Source organism: Collinsella aerofaciens (genome assembly GCF_028209625.1).
GTDB classification, from domain to species: Bacteria; Actinomycetota; Coriobacteriia; order Coriobacteriales; family Coriobacteriaceae; genus Collinsella; species Collinsella aerofaciens_AM.
Genome location: NZ_JAQLDU010000014.1, coordinates 24147 through 45001 on the forward strand (window position 1 = coordinate 24147; position 20855 = coordinate 45001).

The 20855-nt window shown below is 61.3% G+C and carries 22 protein-coding genes; 21 read left to right on the plus strand and 1 reads right to left on the minus strand.

Annotation, left to right across the window (positions count from 1 at the left end; genetic code table 11):
- Nucleotides 1–75: 75 nt before the first annotated feature.
- From mreB to rsfS, 14 genes are all read left to right on the plus strand, one after another.
- Entirely contained in the window at nt 76–1107 is a 1032-nt protein-coding gene (gene mreB / locus PMW70_RS07725) for a rod shape-determining protein (protein ID WP_006236061.1), read from the plus strand.
- A 78-nt stretch (nt 1108–1185) separates the two neighbouring features.
- Nucleotides 1186–2127: a rod shape-determining protein MreC gene (gene mreC, locus PMW70_RS07730; RefSeq protein ID WP_117635285.1), complete on the plus strand. Its 942-nt coding sequence runs from the start codon at nt 1186–1188 to the stop codon at nt 2125–2127.
- Between the two features lie 11 nt (nt 2128–2138).
- Complete coding sequence (locus PMW70_RS07735; RefSeq protein WP_117840309.1) at nt 2139–2705, plus strand: rod shape-determining protein MreD; 567 nt, start codon at nt 2139–2141, stop codon at nt 2703–2705.
- Between the two features lie 13 nt (nt 2706–2718).
- Nucleotides 2719–4788 (plus strand): penicillin-binding protein 2, encoded by a 2070-nt coding sequence (gene mrdA, locus PMW70_RS07740; protein WP_117773547.1) that lies wholly within the window; start codon nt 2719–2721, stop codon nt 4786–4788.
- 9 nt (nt 4789–4797) lie between these two features.
- Nucleotides 4798–6024: an FtsW/RodA/SpoVE family cell cycle protein gene (locus PMW70_RS07745; RefSeq protein ID WP_055249988.1), complete on the plus strand. Its 1227-nt coding sequence runs from the start codon at nt 4798–4800 to the stop codon at nt 6022–6024.
- Between the two features lie 18 nt (nt 6025–6042).
- Nucleotides 6043–6972: a YcjF family protein gene (locus PMW70_RS07750; protein ID WP_006236071.1), complete on the plus strand. Its 930-nt coding sequence runs from the start codon at nt 6043–6045 to the stop codon at nt 6970–6972.
- A 10-nt stretch (nt 6973–6982) separates the two neighbouring features.
- The gene (locus tag PMW70_RS07755) at nt 6983–8860 is read left to right on the plus strand and encodes a TIGR03960 family B12-binding radical SAM protein (protein WP_271744465.1); all 1878 of its coding nucleotides are present in this window, start codon (nt 6983–6985) and stop codon (nt 8858–8860) included.
- Complete coding sequence (locus PMW70_RS07760; RefSeq protein WP_271744467.1) at nt 8857–9669, plus strand: TIGR03936 family radical SAM-associated protein; 813 nt, start codon at nt 8857–8859, stop codon at nt 9667–9669. The genes PMW70_RS07755 and PMW70_RS07760 overlap by 4 nt, the downstream gene beginning before the upstream one ends.
- 67 nt (nt 9670–9736) lie before the next feature.
- Nucleotides 9737–10111 (plus strand): 50S ribosomal protein L21, encoded by a 375-nt coding sequence (gene rplU / locus PMW70_RS07765; protein WP_035138585.1) that lies wholly within the window; start codon nt 9737–9739, stop codon nt 10109–10111.
- A gap of 33 nt (nt 10112–10144) precedes the next feature.
- A complete protein-coding gene (rpmA, locus tag PMW70_RS07770) occupies nt 10145–10402 on the plus strand; it encodes a 50S ribosomal protein L27 (RefSeq protein WP_006236075.1) in 258 nt (85 codons plus the stop codon).
- An 85-nt stretch (nt 10403–10487) separates the two neighbouring features.
- Nucleotides 10488–11954: a GTPase ObgE gene (gene obgE / locus PMW70_RS07775; RefSeq protein WP_271744469.1), complete on the plus strand. Its 1467-nt coding sequence runs from the start codon at nt 10488–10490 to the stop codon at nt 11952–11954.
- Between the two features lie 3 nt (nt 11955–11957).
- Nucleotides 11958–12635 carry a nicotinate-nucleotide adenylyltransferase gene (gene nadD, locus PMW70_RS07780; protein WP_117637231.1) on the plus strand — a complete coding sequence of 226 codons (678 nt, stop codon included), beginning with the start codon at nt 11958–11960 and terminating at the stop codon, nt 12633–12635.
- Between the two features lie 86 nt (nt 12636–12721).
- Nucleotides 12722–13255 carry a bis(5'-nucleosyl)-tetraphosphatase (symmetrical) YqeK gene (yqeK, locus tag PMW70_RS07785; RefSeq protein WP_192924102.1) on the plus strand — a complete coding sequence of 178 codons (534 nt, stop codon included), beginning with the start codon at nt 12722–12724 and terminating at the stop codon, nt 13253–13255.
- Nucleotides 13256–13283: 28 nt separating this feature from the next.
- A complete protein-coding gene (gene rsfS / locus PMW70_RS07790; RefSeq protein ID WP_271744472.1) occupies nt 13284–13739 on the plus strand; it encodes a ribosome silencing factor in 456 nt (151 codons plus the stop codon).
- Nucleotides 13740–13838: 99 nt separating this feature from the next.
- Here the strand turns inward: rsfS and dinB are convergent, their stop codons facing one another.
- Nucleotides 13839–15092 carry a DNA polymerase IV gene (gene dinB, locus PMW70_RS07795; protein WP_271745028.1) on the minus strand — a complete coding sequence of 418 codons (1254 nt, stop codon included), beginning with the start codon at nt 15090–15092 and terminating at the stop codon, nt 13839–13841.
- A 201-nt stretch (nt 15093–15293) separates the two neighbouring features.
- On the opposite strand from dinB, the gene rpsP reads away from it, so the two are divergent.
- The 7 genes from rpsP to glyS are packed head-to-tail and all read left to right on the plus strand — an operon-like array spanning nt 15294 to nt 20843.
- Nucleotides 15294–15623 (plus strand): 30S ribosomal protein S16, encoded by a 330-nt coding sequence (rpsP, locus tag PMW70_RS07800; protein ID WP_271744476.1) that lies wholly within the window; start codon nt 15294–15296, stop codon nt 15621–15623.
- Between the two features lie 42 nt (nt 15624–15665).
- Nucleotides 15666–15911 carry a KH domain-containing protein gene (locus tag PMW70_RS07805; RefSeq protein WP_171021534.1) on the plus strand — a complete coding sequence of 82 codons (246 nt, stop codon included), beginning with the start codon at nt 15666–15668 and terminating at the stop codon, nt 15909–15911.
- A gap of 34 nt (nt 15912–15945) precedes the next feature.
- Entirely contained in the window at nt 15946–16437 is a 492-nt protein-coding gene (rimM, locus tag PMW70_RS07810; RefSeq protein WP_233546451.1) for a ribosome maturation factor RimM, read from the plus strand.
- Nucleotides 16438–16447: 10 nt separating this feature from the next.
- A complete protein-coding gene (gene trmD / locus PMW70_RS07815) occupies nt 16448–17206 on the plus strand; it encodes a tRNA (guanosine(37)-N1)-methyltransferase TrmD (RefSeq protein WP_271744477.1) in 759 nt (252 codons plus the stop codon).
- A gap of 2 nt (nt 17207–17208) precedes the next feature.
- Entirely contained in the window at nt 17209–17772 is a 564-nt protein-coding gene (gene lepB / locus PMW70_RS07820; RefSeq protein ID WP_117639939.1) for a signal peptidase I, read from the plus strand.
- Between the two features lie 59 nt (nt 17773–17831).
- Nucleotides 17832–18743, plus strand: coding sequence for a glycine--tRNA ligase subunit alpha (locus PMW70_RS07825; protein WP_006236091.1), 912 nt, complete (start codon nt 17832–17834; stop codon nt 18741–18743).
- A gap of 3 nt (nt 18744–18746) precedes the next feature.
- Complete coding sequence (glyS, locus tag PMW70_RS07830) at nt 18747–20843, plus strand: glycine--tRNA ligase subunit beta (RefSeq protein WP_271744480.1); 2097 nt, start codon at nt 18747–18749, stop codon at nt 20841–20843.
- The last annotated feature ends 12 nt before the right edge of the window (nt 20844–20855 follow it).

Here is a 20855-nt window from a genome sequence, read left to right on the forward strand (position 1 = left end):
GGCTTGCGCTAGTATGATGAGCTAGTAGTTTTCCAGCAATCATCCAACACATCAGGAGTTGCGTTGTTTTCTTTGATGGATATGTTCTTCGGTAGCTATGCGGGCGATCTTGCCATCGACCTCGGCACCGCAAATACGCTTGTCTCCGTGCGCGGCAAGGGCATCGTCATTCGCGAGCCCTCCGTTGTCGCCATCGACAAAAACGACGAGCGCATCCTGGCGGTCGGTATCGAGGCAAAGCGCATGCTCGGCCGTACGCCCGGCAACATCGTGGCCGTTCGTCCCCTGAAGGACGGCGTCATCGCCGACTTCGATGTTACCGAGGCCATGCTTCGCTACTTTATCGATAAGGCGTCCGAGAAGCGCTATCCGTGGACTCCGCGTCCGCGTGTTGTCGTCTGCGTTCCCTCCGGTGTCACGTCGGTCGAGAAGCGCGCTGTCTTTGAGGCCACGATCCAGGCCGGTGCCCGCCAGGCCTATCTGATCGAAGAGCCTATGGCCGCCGCTATCGGCGCCGACCTGCCCGTCGAGGAACCCACCGGCTCCATGGTCATCGACATCGGTGGCGGTACCACCGAGGTTGCCGTTATCGCTATGGGCGGCATCGTCGTCTCGCAGTCCATCCGTATTGCCGGCGACGAGTTCGATCAGGCCATCCTCACGCACGTTCGTGATGCCTACAACCTGGCCATCGGCGAGCGTACGGCAGAGGACATCAAGATCAAGGTCGGTTCCGCCGTGCCGCTCAAGGATGAGCTCGACGTCGAGGTCAACGGCCGCGACGTGATCACCGGTCTGCCCAAGACCGTGCGCATCGAGAGCGAGGAGATTCGTCGCGCGCTCAACAAGCCGCTCGACGAGATGGCCAAGGCCGTCAAGGACGCACTCGACGCTACGCCTCCCGATCTTGCCTCGGACCTTATGTACTACGGCATTTTGCTGACCGGTGGCGGCGCGCTGCTGCGCGGTCTCGACGTGCGCCTGCGCGATGAGACCGGTGTTTCGGTCAACGTCAGCCCCACGGCGCTCGATAACGTCGTTAACGGCTGTGCCCGCGTGCTCGAGGCCAATGCGTTTGATGGCGGCTTCGTCCAGACCAATGCTTAATTTCCAAAAGGTGGATTCCATTTGGCACGATCTTCGGGTTTCTCCACAAATCTGAATACCAAGCGACAATCAACGGGTATGCGCCCGTTGATTGTTTTCAGCCTGATTTCGGTGTTGCTGCTCACGTTTTACATCCGCGAGGGCGAGGCAGGACCGATTCATGCCGTGCGCTCGGGCGTGACGACGATTACCTCGCCGGTGCGCTTTGTGGGCTCGGCTGTGGCGGCTCCCTTCAATGCGATCGGTAACGTGTTCTCTAACCTTACGGCGTCGCAGGACACGCTTGACGAGCTTAAGAAGCAAAACGAGGAACTGACCTCTAAGGTTGCTGAGCTCTCCGAGGCTCAAAAGACCGCCGAGCGTCTGGAGGGGCTGGTCGGCCTGCAGTCGACCTATAACCTCAAATCGACCGCTGCTCGTATCGTTGGTGCCTCCGGCGATGCCTGGACCTCGACCGTTACCATCGACAAGGGCTCTGCCGACGGCCTTACCATCAACATGCCCGTGACGAGTTCTGCCGGTGTTATCGGCCAGATTATCGAGGTATCGGCCAAGACCTCTACCGTGCGCCTGATTGGCGACGAGAACTCCGGCGTATCCGCCATGGTGCAGGACACGCGCGCCCAGGGTATGCTGCAGGGTCAGGCTGACGGCACGCTGCGTCTTGAGTACGTGAGCGTCGACTCCGATGTTAAGGTTGGCGACATCATCGTGACCTCGGGCATTGGCGGTGTGTTCCCCAAGGGTCTACCGCTCGGCACCGTCTCGTCGGTTGAGAAATCGGCAAACGACGTGTACTACACCATTGTGGTGCGCGCCCAGACGACGGCCGAGAACAACGAGGAAGTGCTGGTCATCACCTCGCTGACCGACGAACAGTCGGCCTCGGATGAGGACGTGAGCACCGCTAATAGCACGCCGCAGGGAACGTCGCGCGATGCTGCGACCAAGACGAAGGACGAGAGCTCGGATGACGGTTCCGACACGTCCGAGACGACCGATTCCGGCTCGAGCGAATAGGGGGCATGTCCATGGATCTACACGAGCAGGGGATGAGCTCCCGCACGTTTGTAATCGCCGCCATCGTGTGCGTGCTGCTGCAGGCAGGCCTGGCACCGCAGATCTCCATTGCGGGCGGTCGCGTCAACTTCATGATTATCCTGGTGTGCCTAAGCGTGTTCTCGGGCGACCCGACCCGTGCCGTCGTGTGCGGTTTTTGCAGCGGCTTGTTTTATGACCTGTCCGCTGCCGTGCCGGTGGGAGTTATGTCGCTCCTGCTGACCGTGGGTTCTTTTGCCCTGGTGCACAGCGCTGCCGGTCAAACGAGCGGTACCCCGAGTGCGCGCGGCATCACTGTGGGCGCCTTTGCGCTCGTCATTAATGTGATCTACAGCATCATCTTGCTGTTTATGGGTATGGAGACGAGCTTTGTCGTGGCGATCTTCGGCCATGCGCTGCCGTCTTCGATCCTGACGGGTCTGGTTGCCATTCCGTTTTTGATGTCCGGCGTCGTGCCGCAGTCCGGTTATGGATTCTCCGCACGTGGCGGACGCCAGACGGGCATGCGCTTTAAGCCCAAGACCCGTAAGCTCAAATAGGGGAGGCCCGTAGATGTCTTCCCAGATGACGGTTATTATCGCCGGTATCGTGCTGGTTGTGGCCATCGTGGTCGCGCTGGTCATCATGCGTCGCGGCGATTCCCGTTTTACCTACGATACGCAGCATGGAACGGCCCCGCGCGCCACCGAGGGCGAGGGCAATACCGCGGCGACCGCCTTTAAGGGCCGCTTCTCCATCCTCACCACGGGTGTGGGCGCGATGTTCGCGGCGCTTGCCGTCAAGCTGTGGGGCATGCAGATGGTCTCGTCGGACTATTATGAAAAGCAGGCTAATAGTAATCAGACGCGCACCGTTACCACACCCGCTGTGCGCGGCCGCATCCTCGACCGCAATGGCGTGGCACTTGTCCAGAACCGTCCCTCACTTGCTGTCGTGGCCTACCGCGACCTTGCCGAGGATGAGGTTCTGGTTCGCCATCTTGCCAACGTGCTCGGTATGCCCTACGTGGCGGTTCTGCGCAATATTCAGGACAATTCCGAGGGCGCCCAGAGCCTGCATACCATCGCGACGGACGTCCGTCGCTCCACGGTTGCCTATATCAAGGAGCACGCCGGCGAGTTCCCGGGCGTCAAGATTGCCGAGCGTACCGAGCGCCAGTACCCGTACGGCGAGACGGCCTGTCACATTTTGGGCTATACCGGCACCATTACCTCCGAGCAGCTTGAGGCCCAGAATAAGAAAACCTCTGGCGACGATGATGCTTCTGCTGGCCGGATTACGTACCAGTCGGGCGATATCGTGGGCCAGGCGGGTGTTGAGAGCTACTACGAAAACCTGCTGCAGGGTATTCGTGGCGAGCAGACCGTCAAGGTCGATGCCTCGGGCAATGTGACCGGTCAGGCCGGCGCCGTGCCCGCCAAGGCCGGCTCCGACATTAAGCTCACGCTCGACCTCAAGATCCAACAGGCCTGTGAGACGGCGCTGGCGAGCGCCATCGAGCTTGCCAAGACCACTGGCTACAGCAATGCCGGCAACGGCGCTGTGGTGTGTCTCGATCCCAACAACGGCGAGATCCTGGGCATGGCGAGCGAGCCCAAGTTCGATCCGTCCGTCTTTATCGGCGGCGTCTCAAATGACGTGTGGACCGAGCTCAATGATGACAAGGGTTCGCACCCGCTGCTCAACCGCGCCATTAGCGGACAGTACATGTCGGCCTCGACCATCAAGCCGCTCTCGGCACTGGCCGGTCTTGAGTTTGGAACCTACACTTCAACGCAGACAACCAACTGCACGGGCTATTGGACGGGCTTGGGCAAGGCTTGGGGCAAGCGCTGCTGGCTGACGTCTGGACACGGCACCATGACGCTGCAGTCGGGTATTGCCAACTCGTGCGACCCCGTCTTCTACGATATGGGCAAGGCGTTCTTTTATGACGAGCAACATTCCGAGGGCCTGCAGGAGGTCTTTCGTCGCTGGGGCCTAGGCAAGACCTGCGGTATCGATTTGCCGAGTGAGGGCGCGGGCCGTATTCCCGATGCCGAGTGGAAAGAGTCGTACTTTACCGACGCCTCTGCCGAGGACCGCAAGTGGAATGCCGGCGATATGACCAACATTGCCATCGGCCAGGGCGACATTTTGGTGACGCCTCTGCAGATGGCATGCGCCTACATGGGCCTTGCCAACGGCGGTAAGCAGTACGTGCCTCACGTATTTTTGTCTGCCGTGTCGCGCGATGGCGACGGCGATGCCTATAAGTACAACGGCAAAGGCAAGAAGAAGCGCTTGGAGGCCAAGATCAACAGCGATTCGGATTTGGCCCTTGTTCGCAACGGCATGCACGACGTGATTTACACGGCATCGACGTCCCTGGCGGCTCACTTTGGCACCCTGACGCCGCAGGTATACGGCAAATCGGGCACGGGCGAGAAAAGCGGCGAGGACGAATATGCGTGGTTCTGCGCCTATGCGCCGGCCGATGATCCCAAGTATGTCATCGCTACTGTCCTGGAGCAGGGCGGCGGTGGCTCAGATACCGCGATGCATGTCGTGCGCGACGTGCTCGGCGCGATTTATGACGAGCCCGATACCTCTTCGGCCTCGGGCGATTCTTCGGTTCGATAGGAGGTTGCGATGGATTTTTCTCCGGCGGATCTGTTCCGTTCAACCAAGACCGGCTCTCGCAGCAGCCTGGACCGCGTCAACAAGCAACTTTCGGCCTCGCGCGGTACGTTTCGCCAAAAGGTGCATATCGGTGTGCTGCTGGCTACCGTCGCGCTCGTTGCCTATGGCGCCATCATTATTTGGTCGGCGTCACAGTTTAAGGCCGACGCCTCATTCTCGCGCCACCTGCTGGGCATTGGCATTGGCGCGGTGCTTGCGGTGCTCGTCTGGCGTACCGATCTGCGCGGCATCTCTAACTTCTCGACGGCGCTGCTCGTCATTGACCTTATTGTGATCTTCTCGCCCAAGATTCCGGGCCTGTCCTATACGGGCGGTCTGGGCATGACGGGCTGGATCAAGATTCCCGGTATCGGCTTGACATTCCAGCCGGTTGAGCTTGCCAAGCTCATCACCATCTTCTTTATCGCCACGCTTGGCTCGCAGTATAACGGCCGCATCGATACCGTTCGCGACTACGTCAAGCTCTGCGGCATGCTGTCCATTCCGTTTTTGGCCGTCGTCGCCATGGGCGACCTGGGCTCGGGCCTGGTCGTGCTGGTCTCGGGCGCCATCGTCATCTGCATGAGCGGTGCACGCCGCGAATGGGTGCTGTCGACCCTGGCCCTGCTCGTGGGCCTGGTGGCCCTCGTCCTGGCGCTCGATTCGGTCTTTGATTCGTTGCTCGGCCACGATGTGCTCATCAAGCAGTATCAGATGAACCGCCTGACGGTCTTTATCGACCCCGATAATGCCGATTCGGACGATGCCTACAACCTGCAGCAGTCGCTTATCGCCGTTGGCTCGGGTGGCTTCTTTGGTAAGGGTTTGGGCCATGCGACGCAGTCGGCCGGCGGCTTTCTGCCTGAGTTCCACACCGACTTCGTCTTCGCCTTCCTGTCCGAGACCTTTGGCTTTTGCGGTTCCTTTTTGCTCCTATGCCTCTACGTGCTGCTGATCTTTTCGACGATTCGCGTCGCCTTTAAGTGTGAGTCGCTGTTCTTGCGCCTATCGTGTGTGGGCATCGTTGGCATGTGGGCGTTCCAGACCTTCGAAAACATCGGCATGTGCATCGGCATGATGCCGATTACCGGTATTCCGCTACCGTTTATTAGCTTCGGTTCGTCTTCGATGATGATTCAGCTGCTGACGGTGGGTATCGTACAATCCATATGGCGGCATCGTTCGGGCGCCGCGTAACCGCTGGAGGGGTTTGCTATGAAAATTCCCGTAGATAAGCTGACCCGCGCTTTTAAGATGGGCGCGTCCGTTAAGAAGGATTCCGATACGCCGGTGCGCGTCTCGGTCTATCTGGATTCGTCCGCCTCGCGCTTTCTTGCTGAGACGGTGCGTGACGCCTTTGTGCCGCAGACGACCTCGGGCATTGTGCGCGTCGAGCGTCTGGGGGAGGAGCGAATTGCTCCAAAGACCGATACCGATGTGGTACTGGTGCTCTCGTGTGGTTCCGACCGCCTGGAGAGTGCCGTGCAGGAGCTCGTGATCGCCGGCGCGCCCGTGTGCGTGCTTGCCGAGTCTGCTGTGGAGGTGCCGTTTATCGAGGAGTCCACGCCCATGCTCGGCGTGGTGGCGGCAACCGATAAGACGTATCTGCTCGAGACGCTTGCCCGCTGGATTCTCGATCGCACCGACAAGGAAACGGCTTTTGCGGCGAACTTTGCCTTTATGCGCATCGCAGCAGCTAATCGTATCATTACCTCGTGCGCGCTCACCAATATGGCGACCGGTGCGCTGGTGTTTTTGCCGGGCGCCGATTATCCCGTTATGGCGCTGGCGCAGGTGGGCATGCTCTTTGAGCTCGCTGCCGTCTTTGGACGCGGCATTAAGCCTGAGCGCGGCTACGAGGTCGCGGGCGTGCTTGCCGGCGGTCTTGTGATCCGCGCGGTCACCCGCGCGCTCGTCAAGCAGACGCCGCATATTGGGTTTGCCGTTAAGGCGCTCACTGCTGCCGCGGGCACCTATGGCATGGGCCGTGCGCTTGTTTCGCTCTACGAGCGCGATGTCGACTACAGCCGTGCCAACGAGGTGGTCACTGCCACGTTCTCCCGCGTTCGCGATCTGGTGACCACGGTCGCGGGCGCTACCCGTCCTATGGCGTCCTACCAAGACGCATCCGATCTCGCTGCTTAGGGGTTTTCTGTTGCGCGTTGCATACCAAGACTGTTTTCATTTAATTGAGCCGCTGCTCGCCAAGGTCGAAAAGCCGAGCCGCTATATCGATCACGAGTGGGGCACGCTTTCCAAGGCCGATGCCGACTACCGTTGCTGCCTGATCTACCCGGATGTGTACGAGGTTGGTTTGCCCAACCAGGGCATCGCCATCCTCTACAACATCCTTAACCAGGCCGAGGGCATCTCCTGCGAGCGTGGCTATGTGCCGTGGCCCGATATGGGTGACGCCATGCGCGAGGCGGGCATTCCGCTGCTGTCGCTCGAAGGTGCTGCCCCCGTTGCTTCGTTTGATATCGTCGGTCTGCATGTGCCGCACGAGATGGCGGTGACGAACTTCCTCGAGGCACTCGATCTCGCTGGCATTCCGCTGTTAGCGGCCGACCGAGGTGAAGACGACCCCATCATCATCGCCGGCGGCCCCTCGGTGTACAACCCCGAGCCGTACGCGGCCTTCTTCGATGCCATCCTCATCGGCGAGGGCGAGGAATCGCTGCTCGAGACCTGCCAGCTGCATCGGCGCCTGCGCGACGAAGGAGTCCCGCGCGCGCAGATTGTTGAGCAGCTTGCATCCATTGCCGGCAACTACGTGCCGTCGCTCTATGAGATTCGTCACGACGAGCCCTGCTCGCCGCATGGCTACACCGTGCCGCGCGAGGGCAAGGATGCTCCGGCCGTGGTCTACAAGCGCGTCGTCGAGGATTTCGGCGCCACGAATCCGCTGTCGCAGTCGTGCGTGCCCTATGCGCAGCTGGTTCACGACCGCCTGTCTATCGAGATTCTGCGCGGCTGCGCTCGCGGCTGTCGTTTTTGCCAGGCCGGCATGACGTATCGCCCGGTGCGCGAGCGTTCGGCCGACCAGATCGTCTCGTCGGTGATTCAGGGTCTGGAAAAGACCGGCTATGACGAGGTGTCGCTGACCTCGCTCTCCACGACCGACCACTCCTGCATTCGTGACGTGCTCGGCAGGCTCAACCGTCGCCTGGAGGATACGGGTATTCGCGTGTCTATTCCGTCGCAGCGCTTGGATTCGTTTGGCGTGGATATGGCCGAGTCGGTCGCCGGCGAAAAGAAGGGCGGCCTGACGTTCGCGCCCGAGGCCGGCAGCCAGCGCATGCGCGACATTATTAACAAGAACGTGACCGATGAGGACCTGGACCGTGCGGCCAAGGCGGCCTTCGAGGCTGGCTGGAACCGCATGAAGCTCTACTTTATGATGGGCCTTCCCGGCGAGCGCGACGAGGACATCGTGGCCATCGCCAATCTGGCCGATCACGTGCTGGAGCTTGGTCGTTCCGTGGTGCCCAAGGCTCGTCGCGGCTCGATCTCGGTGTCCATCTCGGTTTCGGTCTTTATCCCCAAGGCTGCCACGCCGTTCCAGTGGTGCCCGCAGCTCGACTACGACGACGTCAAGCGTCGCCAGAAGTTGCTTATCACGAGCGTTCGCAACCGTGCCGTCCGCGTGCATTACCACGATGCCGAGACTTCGCTCATCGAGGCCGCGCTGTCCCGCGCCGGTCGTGACATGACGCCCGTCATCATCGATGCTTGGCGCGCGGGCTCTCGCTTTGACGCCTGGGTAGAGCATTTCTCGCTCGATAACTGGAAGGAGGCTGCTGCCAAAAACGGCATCGACCTCAATGAGCTCGTGCACCTGCCCTACGAGTTGGACTGGCGCCTGCCGTGGGAGCACGTGAGCCCCGGCTGCACGCGCGGCTTCCTCGAGCGCGAGTACCGTCGCTCGCTTGAGGGCGTCACGACTCCCGACTGCACCCGCACGTCGTGCACCGGCTGCGGGATCTGCCCCACGCTCCACGCCAAGAATGTATTGATGGGTGATCGCGCATGAGTGAGCGCCTGACCGACAACCCCACGCTCTTTAGGCTTCGTGTTCGCTATGGCAAGCGCGATCGCCTTAAGTACCTGGGCCATCTCGAAGTAATCCATACCATTGAGCGCATCGTGCGCCGTGCGGGGCTTCCCTATGCCGTCACGCAGGGCTTCTCTCCGCACATGCGCGTGGGCTTTTCTTCGGCGCTACCGGTGGGTACGTCGTCGACTTGCGAGTGGTATGACCTGTTTATGACCGAGTTCGTGGCGCTCGACGAGGCGTTTGGGCGCCTGGTTGCGGCGTCTCCGGTCGATCTGGCACCCATCGAGGCGGCGTACATCGACGTGCATACGCCGGCGTTGACGGCTCAGCTTACGCGTCTGTCGTATCGCATCGACCTGCACTTGGATCCCGAGGCGCCCGTAAGCGCCGACGAGGTGCGTCGTGCGATCGACACGCTGCGCGCGGGCCATGGCATCGACTACGCGCGCGGCAAAAAGAGCAAGCGCTTGGATTTGGATCACACGCTCGTGGGCTATGAGCTCACGGCGGGGGAGCGCGCTGACCATTTGGTGCTCATGCTCGACACCCATGCCGACAACGAGGGCTCTATGCGTCCGGAGATTTTGCTTTCAGCTGCTGATGTTTTGTTGCAGGGCTTGACCCCGGGCGTCGATGCACCTATTGTTTCCACCGGTATGCAAGACCTCGTGACCATCTGCTCCTACGATGTCGAGCGTCAGAATCAAGCATGCGAGGACGACGAGGGCCGACTCGTCAGCCCCATACCTGTGCGAACTTGTGGATTTGCTCCACATACTCGTTGACGGGGGTATTATCGCCTGCTACTATATTCGGCTGTTGCACTAACTGATGCATGAAGGGCAAGTAAACATGTACGCAATCGTTAACACGGGCGGCAAGCAGTACAAGGTCGCCACCGACGATGTCATCACCGTCGAGAAGATCGAGGGCAATGAGGGCGACAAGGTCACCCTGCCGGTCATCTTCCTCAACGATGGTAAGAAGATCGTCACCGATCCCGACAAGCTGGCCAAGGCCAAGGTTACCGCTCAGATCGTTGAGCAGTTCAAGGGCGAGAAGCAGCTGGTCTTCAAGTTCCACAAGCGCAAGCGCTATCGTCGTCTGAAGGGTCACCGTCAGCAGCTCACCAAGCTGAAGATCGTGAAGGTCCAGGCTACCTCCCGCGCCAAGAAGGCTGTCAAGGCAGAGGCTGAGGCTGTCGCCGAGGCTCCCGTCGCCGAGTAGATTACACTCGTAACGAAAGAGTAGGTATACACAATGGCACACAAAAAAGGACTCGGTTCCTCCCGTAATGGCCGTGACTCCCGCGGTCAGCGCCTTGGCACGAAGCGCTATGCCGGCCAGACGGTAACCACGGGCACGATTCTCGTCCGTCAGCACGGCACGCACATCCATCCGGGTGAGAACGTTGGCCGTGGCAAGGACGATACGCTGTTCGCGCTGGTCGACGGTACCGTTGAGTTCCACAAGGGTATCAAGCACAGGGTCAGCGTACGCCCGCTCGCGAACGCGTAATTCACCCTTCATAGAGCACATATGTGGGAGGCACTTGAGTTTTAGGATTCAAGGGTCTCCCTCGTTTTTGTAGGAGGCGATTCTGTTGTCACAGTTCACCGATATCAGCCGCATTAACGTGTGCGGCGGCGACGGCGGAGCCGGGTGCATGTCGTTTAGGCGCGAGGCATTTGTCCCCAAGGGCGGCCCCGATGGCGGCGACGGCGGTCGTGGCGGCAATGTCGTCATCCAGGCCGATGCTCAGCTGTCTTCGCTGATCGATTACCGCTTTAAGCATCACTTCCGCGCCGAATGCGGCACGCACGGGCAGGGTGCCCGTCGTAACGGCAAGAGCGGCGAGGACCTGATCCTGAAGGTTCCCATGGGCACCGTGGTGCGCGAGCTCGACCCCGAGACGCAGACCCCGATGTTCGAGATTGCCGACCTGGTGCACGATGGCGAGCGCGTTGTCGTGGCGCCCGGCGGTGCCGGTGGCCTGGGCAACACGCACTTTGTGACGTCGGTGCGCCGCGCGCCCGCGTTCGCTCAACTGGGCGAACCGGCCGAGGAGCACTGGATTGAGCTTGAGATGAAGCTTATGGCCGATGCCGCACTCGTGGGCTTCCCCTCGGTGGGCAAGTCCTCGCTTATCGCGCGCATGAGTGCCGCCCGTCCCAAGATCGCCGACTATCCGTTTACAACGCTCGTGCCGAACCTCGGCATGGTGCGTGCCGGTGAGTATTCTTACGTCGTTGCCGACGTTCCTGGTTTGATCGAGGGCGCAAGCGAGGGCAAGGGCCTGGGCCATCAGTTCCTGCGCCACATTGAGCGCACGGCGCTCATCATGCATGTCGTTGACATGACGGGCGGGTTTGAGGATCGCGACCCGGTTGAGGATTACCGTATCATCAACCGTGAGCTCGAGCAGTATGGCGCCGAGCTTTCGGAGCGTCCGCAGATCGTCGTCGCCAACAAGTGCGATGCGCCGGGCACGGCCGACAAGATTGCCGACCTCAAGCGTGCGGCACTCGACGACGGCCATATGTTCTTTGCCGTGTCCGCCGTGACGGGCGCCGGCCTCAACACGCTGATGCTTGCCGTGGGCGAGCAGGTGGCTAAGCTTCGCGCCGAGCTGGCGGTCTCTGATGAGCCGGTCGATTTGCGCGACGAGGAGTGGGAGCGTCGCCGTCTGCAGCGCGAGAAGCGTTTCCGCATTGTCCAGGAAGAGCCCGGTGCCTTCCGCGTGGTCGGTCGTGCTATCGAGCGCATGGTCATCCAGACCGACTGGGAAAACGAGGAAGCCGTCATTTACCTGCAGCATAAGTTTGCGCGTATGGGTGTTGACGACGCGCTCGAGAAGGCCGGTTGCCGTGCGGGCGACGAGGTCCGCATTTGCCAGCGTGCCTTTGACTTTGAGGGCGCTGAGGACTTCTCGGAGTACGAGGAGCTCGAGGACGCTGGCGAGGACGTTGCCGTTGAGGCCATTGACGTGGCCGATGCTGCGGATGAGGGCGTCGAGGTTGTCGATGCGGCGGATGCCGCGGACGATGCCGAGACCTCGGAGGGCGAGTAAGCCATGTCGCTGCGCGGTGGAATCGGTTTGCCCGAGCTGCCCATAAAAGAGGGCAAGGAGTTTCGGCTTGGCATTATGGGCGGCACATTCGACCCGATTCATTACGGGCACCTGGTGACTGCCGAGCAGGCGCGCGAGTCGCTCGACTTGGACGCTGTGCTCTTTATGCCGGCGGGCTCTCCCGCCTTTAAGCTTGACAAGCCGGTTACGCCTGCCGAGGACCGTTATGCCATGACGGTCCTCGCCACCGCCGCGAACCCGGCCTTTTTGGCGAGCCGGTTCGAGATTGACCGTCCGGGTGTAACCTATACTGCCGATACGCTTCATGCCCTTCGCGATTTTTACCCGCCGCAGGTAAAGCTCTACTTTATTACGGGCGCCGATGCGATTATCGATATTGTGACCTGGCATGATGCCGAACGAATCGCTGAGCTTGCTACCTTTATTGCGGCGACGCGACCGGGCTTTGATATCGATACGGCGCGTGCCCGAATCAAAGAGTCGGGGCTGCCGTTCGACGTGCGCTATATTCAGATTCCGGCGCTGGCGATCAGCTCGACGAACATTCGTAAGCGAGTTGCCCGCGGCATGAGCGTGCGCTATCTTACGAGCGAGTCCGTGCTCGGCTACATTCGCAAGCGCAGGCTATATGCCGATTTGGGCCAAGAAGATTTTGAGTGATGGGGGCTACGTTGTCGGTAGAGGATCAGTTTGAGGGCGATGAGCGCGCGCTGCTCAAGCGCATTCAAGAGCTGCTCGATGTTCGCATGAAAGATAAGCGCAAGCGCTATGTGCATTCGCTGGGTGTTGCCGAGACCGCACTTCATCTGGCCGAGGTCTACGGCGTTGACCGCTTTGATGCGGCTGCCGCCGGCTTAATTCACGATTGGGACAAGGTTCTTTCCGATGACGAGCTCGTGGCCCGCGCGCTTCACTATGGCATCAAGGTTGCCGGCTCTCCTTCCGCCGCGACGCCGCTTTTGCATGGCCCTGTTGCCGCCTATGAGCTTCCGCAGCTTTTCCCCGAGCTGTCGCCGGCTGTTTTCCAGGCTGTCGACCGTCACACCGTGGGTGCCTGCGACATGACGCCGCTCGATATGGTGGTCTTTGTGGCCGATGCCATCGAACCCAACCGCCATGGTGATTATGCCCACGCGCTGCGCAAGATGGTGGGGGAGTCGACGCTTGACGAGTTGTTCTTCTCCTGTTTTGCGCAGGGTCTGGTCTATGTGATCCAGTCCGGGCGCTATCTTTATCCCACGGCTATTACGATTTACAACCATTACGCCCAGCTGCGCTAGCTCGGGTGTGTCTAGAAAGAGGTATTCCATGGCCGACGAGACCATGACTGACGAGCAGATTCTTGAAGGTGTGGAGCACAAGAGTTTCGTTGCCACGTCCGACCGCACCGCCGCCTCGCTGTCTGCGAGCGGTGTCGCCGCTGAGGATGTCGCCCGCGCCGCCGCGCAGGCCGCCTTCGACAAGAAGGGCGAGGACGTGCAGGTGCTCAACCTGACCGAGCTTTCCGACGTGTGCGACTACTTTGTGCTTGCCACCGGTACCAACAACCGCCAGGTCGATTCTATCGTCGACGAGATCGAGGAGAGGGTCGCCGAGGCTTGCGGCGAGCATCCGTTCTCCATCGAGGGCCGCGAGCAGAAGACCTGGATGCTCATGGACTACGGTTCGGTCGTCGTCCACGTCTTCACTCCCGAAGCCCGCGACTTCTACCGCCTAGAAAAGCTCTGGGGTGACGCCCCCCAGCTCCCCCTCAACCTCCTCTAACAGCACATTTGATACGGGGCTTTTTAGCTAGCCTCGTGTATTTCGCCGGGCAGTTGCGGTTTTCCGTACCTGCCCGGCTTTCTTTTTGCCTAAAGGCGGTTAATCGTTGAAGCGGGATTGGCGGCCGAAGGATAGGGCGGTGTCGCCGAACTTGTCTCGGACGGCATCGATCGCGACGGAGAGGTCGCGACGGTCGCTCGATTGGGCTCCGCGGTCGTCGACTTCGCAGAACAGGTCGGTCTGGATGCCGCCTTGGTGGTCGAAGTCGCTCATGCCGATGCCCGCTAAGCGAACATGCATGCCTTCCTGCCAGATGTTGTCGAGCAGTTCGAGTGCAACCGCCACGAAGATATTCTCATCGTCGGTCGGATGAGGCAGCCGGCGCTGTGCCGTACGCCCGCTGCCATACGAATACTTGAGCTTGAGCGTCACCGTGGCGCCCGTCAGTCCCTGACGGCGCAGGCGGCGTCCCACTGACTCGCCCAGCAGCGCAATCGCCGCTTCGATGTCCCCGCGCTCAGTCAAATCTTTCGCAAAGGTGCGCTCATTGCTCACCGATTTAACCTCACGCTCTTCATCGAAACTTGTGACTTCGGAGATTTCGAGTCCCAGCGCACGCTGGCGCATGCACTCGCCGTTGACGCCAAAAATTGCAGCCAACGTGGATTCCGGCGCGCGTGACAGCTCGCCGAGCGTATAGATGCGCATGCGGCGCAGTCGTTCCTCGGCCGAGCGCCCGATGCCGCTCATGGCAGACACTGGTAGCGTGGCCAAAAAGCGCTGTTCCGTCCCGGGGCGCACAATCGTCAATCCAAACGGCTTGTCACGCTCGCTTGCGATCTTTGCGACCGTCTTGTTGCAGCCCACGCCAATGGAGCAGGTCACTCCCAGCGCTGCCACGCGGTCGCTTATACGCCGCGCAACCAGTAGCGGGTCTTCGGGCGCAAAGCGACCCGGTGTGATATCGATAAAGGCTTCGTCGATGGATACGCGCTCTACGCGCGGCGTTTCCTCGGCAAGAATCGCCATGACCTGCGCGCTCACCTCGCGGTAGCGATCAAAGTGCCCGTGCGTCCAAATGGCTTGCGGGCACAAGCGCCGCGCCTCGGCCGAGGCCATGGCAGAGTGCACGCCAAAGCGACGCGCCTCATACGAACACGTGGACACGACGCCACGCGAATCGGCGTCTCCGCCCACGATGAGCGGCTTTCCGCGCCATTCGGGATGATCGAGCATCTCCACGCTCGCAAAAAACGCATCGAGGTCCATGAGGCCCACCGCCGGACCCGTCCAGGGAGGCGGCGTGACGCCCATGGCATCCTCATAACCGTATGTATGTTCGCGTCTTTCCATGTCATGAGTATACCGCGCAGCTCATGTGGGGTGCGTGTATGTGCTTGCAAATCCCGAATTCTTGTCTAAGATATGGATTTGCCCTCGACTACACCGAAGAAGTTGGTCTCACGGACTTCACCTGCCCGCGTCGATGGCGTATTATGTTCAACTGTTTGTTTGTAGTTGCAGCCTAAAGCTGCTTGGTTGGAGGAGTTTCCTTTGGCAGTCAAGATTCGCCTTGCTCGTCACGGCGCTAAGAAGCGTCCGTACTACCGTGTCGTCGTCGCCGATTCCCGCGCCCCGCGTGACGGTCGTATCATCGAGGAGGTTGGCCGCTACAACCCGATGACCGCCCCCAAGACCATCAACCTCGACCTCGAGAAGATCGCCGACTGGCAGTCCAAGGGCGCTCAGCTCACCGACGCCGTCGCCGCTCTGGTCAAGGCCGCCAACGAGGGCGAGAAGACCGAGACCGTCGTCAAGAAGTCCAAGAAGCAGCTCGCCAAAGAGGCCGAGGCCGCTAAGGCCGCTGAGGGCGCCGAGGAGTAAATCGTGCCTGAGGTTGACGCTGCACAGCTCGAGGGTGAGGCAATGCTCTCAGATCGCATCGCCGATCTCGTCGAATATCTCGTTGTTCAGATCGTCGACGACCCGGATTCCGTGAGCCTTGAGGTCATCGATGGTGACGACGCCTCTACGATTGAGGTTTCGGTCGCCGAGGATGACGTCGCCAAGGTCATCGGCCGTCGTGGCCGTACCATCAAGGCCATTCGCACGCTCGCCCGTGCACTGGCCGCTCGCCTCGACACTGCTGTCGAGGTAGAGGTTCTGGGCTAGGACCTTGAGGTCCCAGTACAAAAACATCGCCCGTGTGGTCAAGCCGCACGGAAGGAAGGGGGAGGTCCTCGCGCAGCCGCTGCGGGGGCTTCCTTCTGTATTAGAGCCGGGTATGCGCGTCGCCCTGACGCCGCCGGCGCTCAAGCGCGACCGCTTTTGCACGGTCGTGTCCGTCACCGATACGGGCGATGGCGATCTGGTCTCGTTTGAGGGCATTGACGACTTGACGGCCGCCGAGGGCATCACGGGATGCTATGTGCTGGCAAATCGTGACGACTTTGAGCTCGATTCGCTCGACGCCGCCTATACCGACCTGATGGGTCGCGAGGTGGTCGACGAGCGCTTCGGTTCTCTCGGCACGATTGTCGAGATCATGTCGACGCCTGCCAACGATGTTTGGGTTGTCGAAGGCGATCGGTACGGCGAGGTACTGATTCCCGTGATCGAGCAGGTCGTGCTCGATCTTCCCGATGCAGGAACAATTTCCGTCCACGTGATGGATGGCTTGATCGATATGGACAAGTAGGGAGGACAACATGCTGATTGAGACCCTTTCGGTCTTTCCCGAGATGTTTGAGCCCGTTATGTCCACGTCGATCTTGGGCCGCGCCCGCAAGGCCGGCCTTTTTGATTTTAAGGCGTATAACCTGCGCGACTGGACGCACGACCGCCATCGTACCGTCGATGACGAGCCGTACGGCGGCGGGCAGGGCATGCTCATGAAGGTCGAGCCCATTGCCGAGGCAATCGAGGCAATCAGCTCCGAGGGCCCCAAGCCGACGGTGGTGTTCTTCACCCCGTGCGGCGAGCCCTTTACGCAGCATGTGGCCGAGCGTCTGCTCAAAAGCGAGCGCCTGCTGTTTGTGTGCAGCCGTTACGAAGGTGTCGACGAGCGTGCCTATGCGTATGCCGACGAGCGCCTGTCGATCGGCGATTACGTGCTCACGGGCGGCGAGCTTCCCGCTATGGTCGTTGCCGATGCCGTCGTACGCCTGATTCCCGGCGCCCTGGGCGACGAGATGAGCAACGTCGACGAGTCGTTCTCGACCGCCGAGGACGGAGGCCTGCTCGAGTATGCGCAGTACACCCGCCCCGCTGAGTTCAATGGCCAGGGTGTGCCTCCGGTGCTCGTGAGCGGCGACCATGCCAAGGTTGACGCCTGGCGCCGTAAGAATGCCATCGAGCGCACCTGCCGCTGGCGTCCCGACCTGATCGAGACGGCGCGGCTTACGCCCCAGGAGCGCGCATACGCGCAGGAGATTCTGGACGCTTCGTATTCGCAGAGCGAGGAGTGAGAATGGTTCCATCGCAGCATTCCGCGTTGAGGGGCGCCTTTGAGTGGATCGCGGTCATCGCAATCGCGCTCGTGGCCACCTTCCTGATCCGCACCTTTGTGGTCGAGCCCTTTGTGGTGCCCACCGGCTCCATGGAGTCCACGATCGAGATTGGCGACCAGATCTTGGCGCAAAAGGTGAGCCTTGAGCTCGGCCAGCCCGTCAAGCAGGGCGATATCGTGGTGTTTCACAACCCCGATGGCACCTCCGAGCACGATGTTCTTGTCAAGCGCGTTATCGCCACGGCCGGCCAGACGGTCGATTTGCAGGACGGTCGCGTGGTCGTTGACGGCCAGGCGCTCGATGAGGACTATACGACCGGCATGAGCTGGCCGCTTTCGGTCCAAGCGCCTGGCGCCCAGGTGAGTTATCCCTACACCGTTCCCGACGGGTGCGTGTGGGTGATGGGCGACAACCGCGAAAACTCTGCCGACTCGCGCTACTTTGGTCCCGTCGATCGCTCTGATTTAATCGCTGTGGCGCTTGTGCGCTACTGGCCGCTCAACCGCATCGGCGCTATCGACTAAAAACCGCTATAGTACAGTACCTAACCGTGTAATCGTTTCGACGAGGGGATATTAGAGGCATGAACGCTTCATCGCTTTCCTTCCAAGACATCATCCTGCGCCTCCAGCAGTACTGGGGCGAGCAGGGCTGCGTCATTATGCAGCCCTATGACTCCGAGGTCGGTGCCGGTACCTTCCATACCGCGACCACGCTGCGCTCGCTCGGTCCCGCCGAGTGGCGCACCTGCTATGCGCAGCCCTGCCGCCGTCCCGCCGACGGCCGCTACGGCGAGAACCCTAACCGCATGCAGCACTACTATCAGTTCCAGGTGCTCATCAAGCCCTCGCCGGTCAACGCCCAGGAGCTCTACCTGGGTTCGCTGGCCGCCATTGGCCTGGACCCCAACGACCATGACGTCCGCTTTGTCGAGGATGACTGGGAGAGCCCGACCCTGGGCGCCTGGGGCCTTGGCTGGGAGGTTTGGCTCAACGGCATGGAGGTCACGCAGTTTACGTACTTCCAGCAGGTGGGCGGCATCGAGGTCGACCCCGTGCCCGTCGAGATCACCTATGGCCTGGAGCGTATCGCCATGTATGCCCAGGGCGTCAACTCCGTTTACGACCTGGTGTGGAGCTACCTGCCCGACGGTACGCCCATGACCTATGGCGACGTGTTCCTCGAGAACGAGCGCGAGTTCAGTGCCTATAACTTTGAGGTCGCCAACGTCGAGATGATGCGTCAGAAGTTTGACGACTACGAGGCCGAGTGCCATTCCTGCCTGGAGCGCAAGCTGCCGCTGCCAGCGTATGACTGTGTCATGAAGTGCAGCCACGCTTTCAACCTGCTCGATGCCCGCGGCGCCCTGTCCGCGGTCGAGCGTGCCAACTACATCCTGCGCGTCCGCGCCGTCGCCAAGGCGTGCTGCGAGGCCTATATGGCCGAGGTCGCCGGAGTCAACGAGAATGCCGACCAGGAAGGCGAGGTGGCGTAAGCCATGGCAGACGCTAAGGATTTCCTGTTTGAGATCGGTACGGAGGAAATGCCCTCCGCACCGCTGAACAATGCTGTCAAGCAGCTTGGCACCATGATCGCCAAGGGCCTCGACGAGGCCGGTCTGGCCCATGGCGAGGTCCGCGTGATCTCGAGTCCGCGTCGTCTGGCTGCGCTCGTGGCCAACGTCGCCACTGCGACCGATGAGGTTCACGAGGTCAAGCGTGGCCCTGCGGCCAACATCGCCTTCGACGCTGACGGTAACGCCACCAAGGCCGCCCAGGGCTTCGCCCGCAAGTGCGGTGTGGCTGCCGAGGATCTGGTCCGTCGCGAGGACACCGACGGCCGTGAGTACGTCTTTGCCGAGAAGAACATTCCTTCCGCTCCGGCTACTCCGATCCTGACGGCCCTGTGCGAGAAGACCATCGCCGGCCTGCAGTGGCCCAACTACCGTAGTCAGCGCTGGGGCCACGAGCACGCCACCTTCGTGCGCCCGGTCCGCTGGATCTGCTGCCTTCTGGGCGAGGATGTTGTGCCCGTGTCGTTTGCCGACGTGACGAGCGGCAACACTACGCGCGGCCATCGCGTGCTTGGCCCCGGTGACCACGTTGTCGCTAGCCCCGCCGCCTACGAGCAGGTGCTCGAGGACGCCGGCGTGCTTTCTGCCGAGCGTCGTCGTGAGGCCATCCTTGCCGGTATCGCCGAGGTCGAGGCCGCTCGCCCCGGCTGCCATGTCGACACGCCCAAGAAGGTCTTTGAGGAGGTCATTAACCTCTGCGAGTGGCCGACGGTGCTCGTCGGTACCTTCGACGAGGAGTTCCTCAAGGTCCCGCACGAGATCATCTGCGAGTCCATGCTCACCAACCAGCGCTACTTCCCGATCTATGACGGCGAGGGCAAGCTTACGCGTGAGTTCGTGGTCGTCTCCAACAGCAAGCCCGAGAACGCCGAGCGCGTGATCGACGGTAACGAGCGCGTCGTGCGCGCCCGTCTGGACGACGCTAAGTTCTTCTACGAGGAGGACCTGAAGATCTCCCTCGACGAGTTCCGTGAGCGCCTGTCCAAGGTCGCTTTCCAGGAGAAGCTCGGCAGCGTGCTCGCCAAGTCCGAGCGCATCGAGCAGCTCGCGCTCGCCATCGCCCGCGAGGCTCACCTGGGCGCCCATCTTGCCGCCGACGCTGCTCGCGCCGCGCACCTGTGCAAGGCAGACCTGGTGTCCAACGCCGTCGTCGAGTTCACGAGCCAGCAGGGCGTGATGGGCGGTTATTACGCGACCGCGATGGGGGAGAACGACGAGGTTGCCCACGCCATTCGCGATCATTATCGTCCCCGCTTTGCCGGCGACGAGCTGCCAGAGGGCACCGCTGGCTGCATCGTGGCCTGCGCCGACAAGCTCGATACCATCGCCGGTATCTTTGCCATCGGCGAGCCCCCGACTGGCTCCTCCGATCCCTACGCGCTGCGTCGTGCCGCTATCGGTATCATCAACATCCTGCGCGACCGTCTGTCGATCGATCCTACGTCGCTCATCGACTTTGCGCTCGAGCTCTATAGCGAGCAGGGCATTGAGTTCGACGCCGCCGAGGTCGCCCAGCAGGTTCGTGACTTCTTCCATGGCCGCCTGGTGAGCATGGCCCGCGACGAAAAGATCCCGGCCGATACCGTTGCCGCCGTCTCCGCGGTGCACATTATCGCCCCGTCCGTCTTCTTCGCCCGCTGCGCCGCCCTCGACGAGGCCCGCAAGAACGACGCTGAGACGTTCGACAACCTGGCGACCGCCTATGCCCGCGCCGCGCATATCTCCAAGCCCGAGCTGGGTGCGGAGTACGACCGCGCCCTGATGGGCGAGGTTGAGCTTGCGCTTGCCGACGCCTCCGAGGCCGCTCAGACTGCCGTCGATGCCGCCCTTGCTGCCGAGGACTACCCGGCCGCATTTGCCGCCCTCGCCGCCCTGCGTGCGCCCATCGACCGTTTCTTCGATGAGGTCATGGTCATGGACAAGGACGAGCAGCTTCGCGATAATCGCCTTAAGCTGCTCAACCGCTTCGAGGCCGTTTTCTCCGGCATCGCCAACATCGGTGAGCTTGCCCGCAAAAAGTAAGCCAGCCTGCGC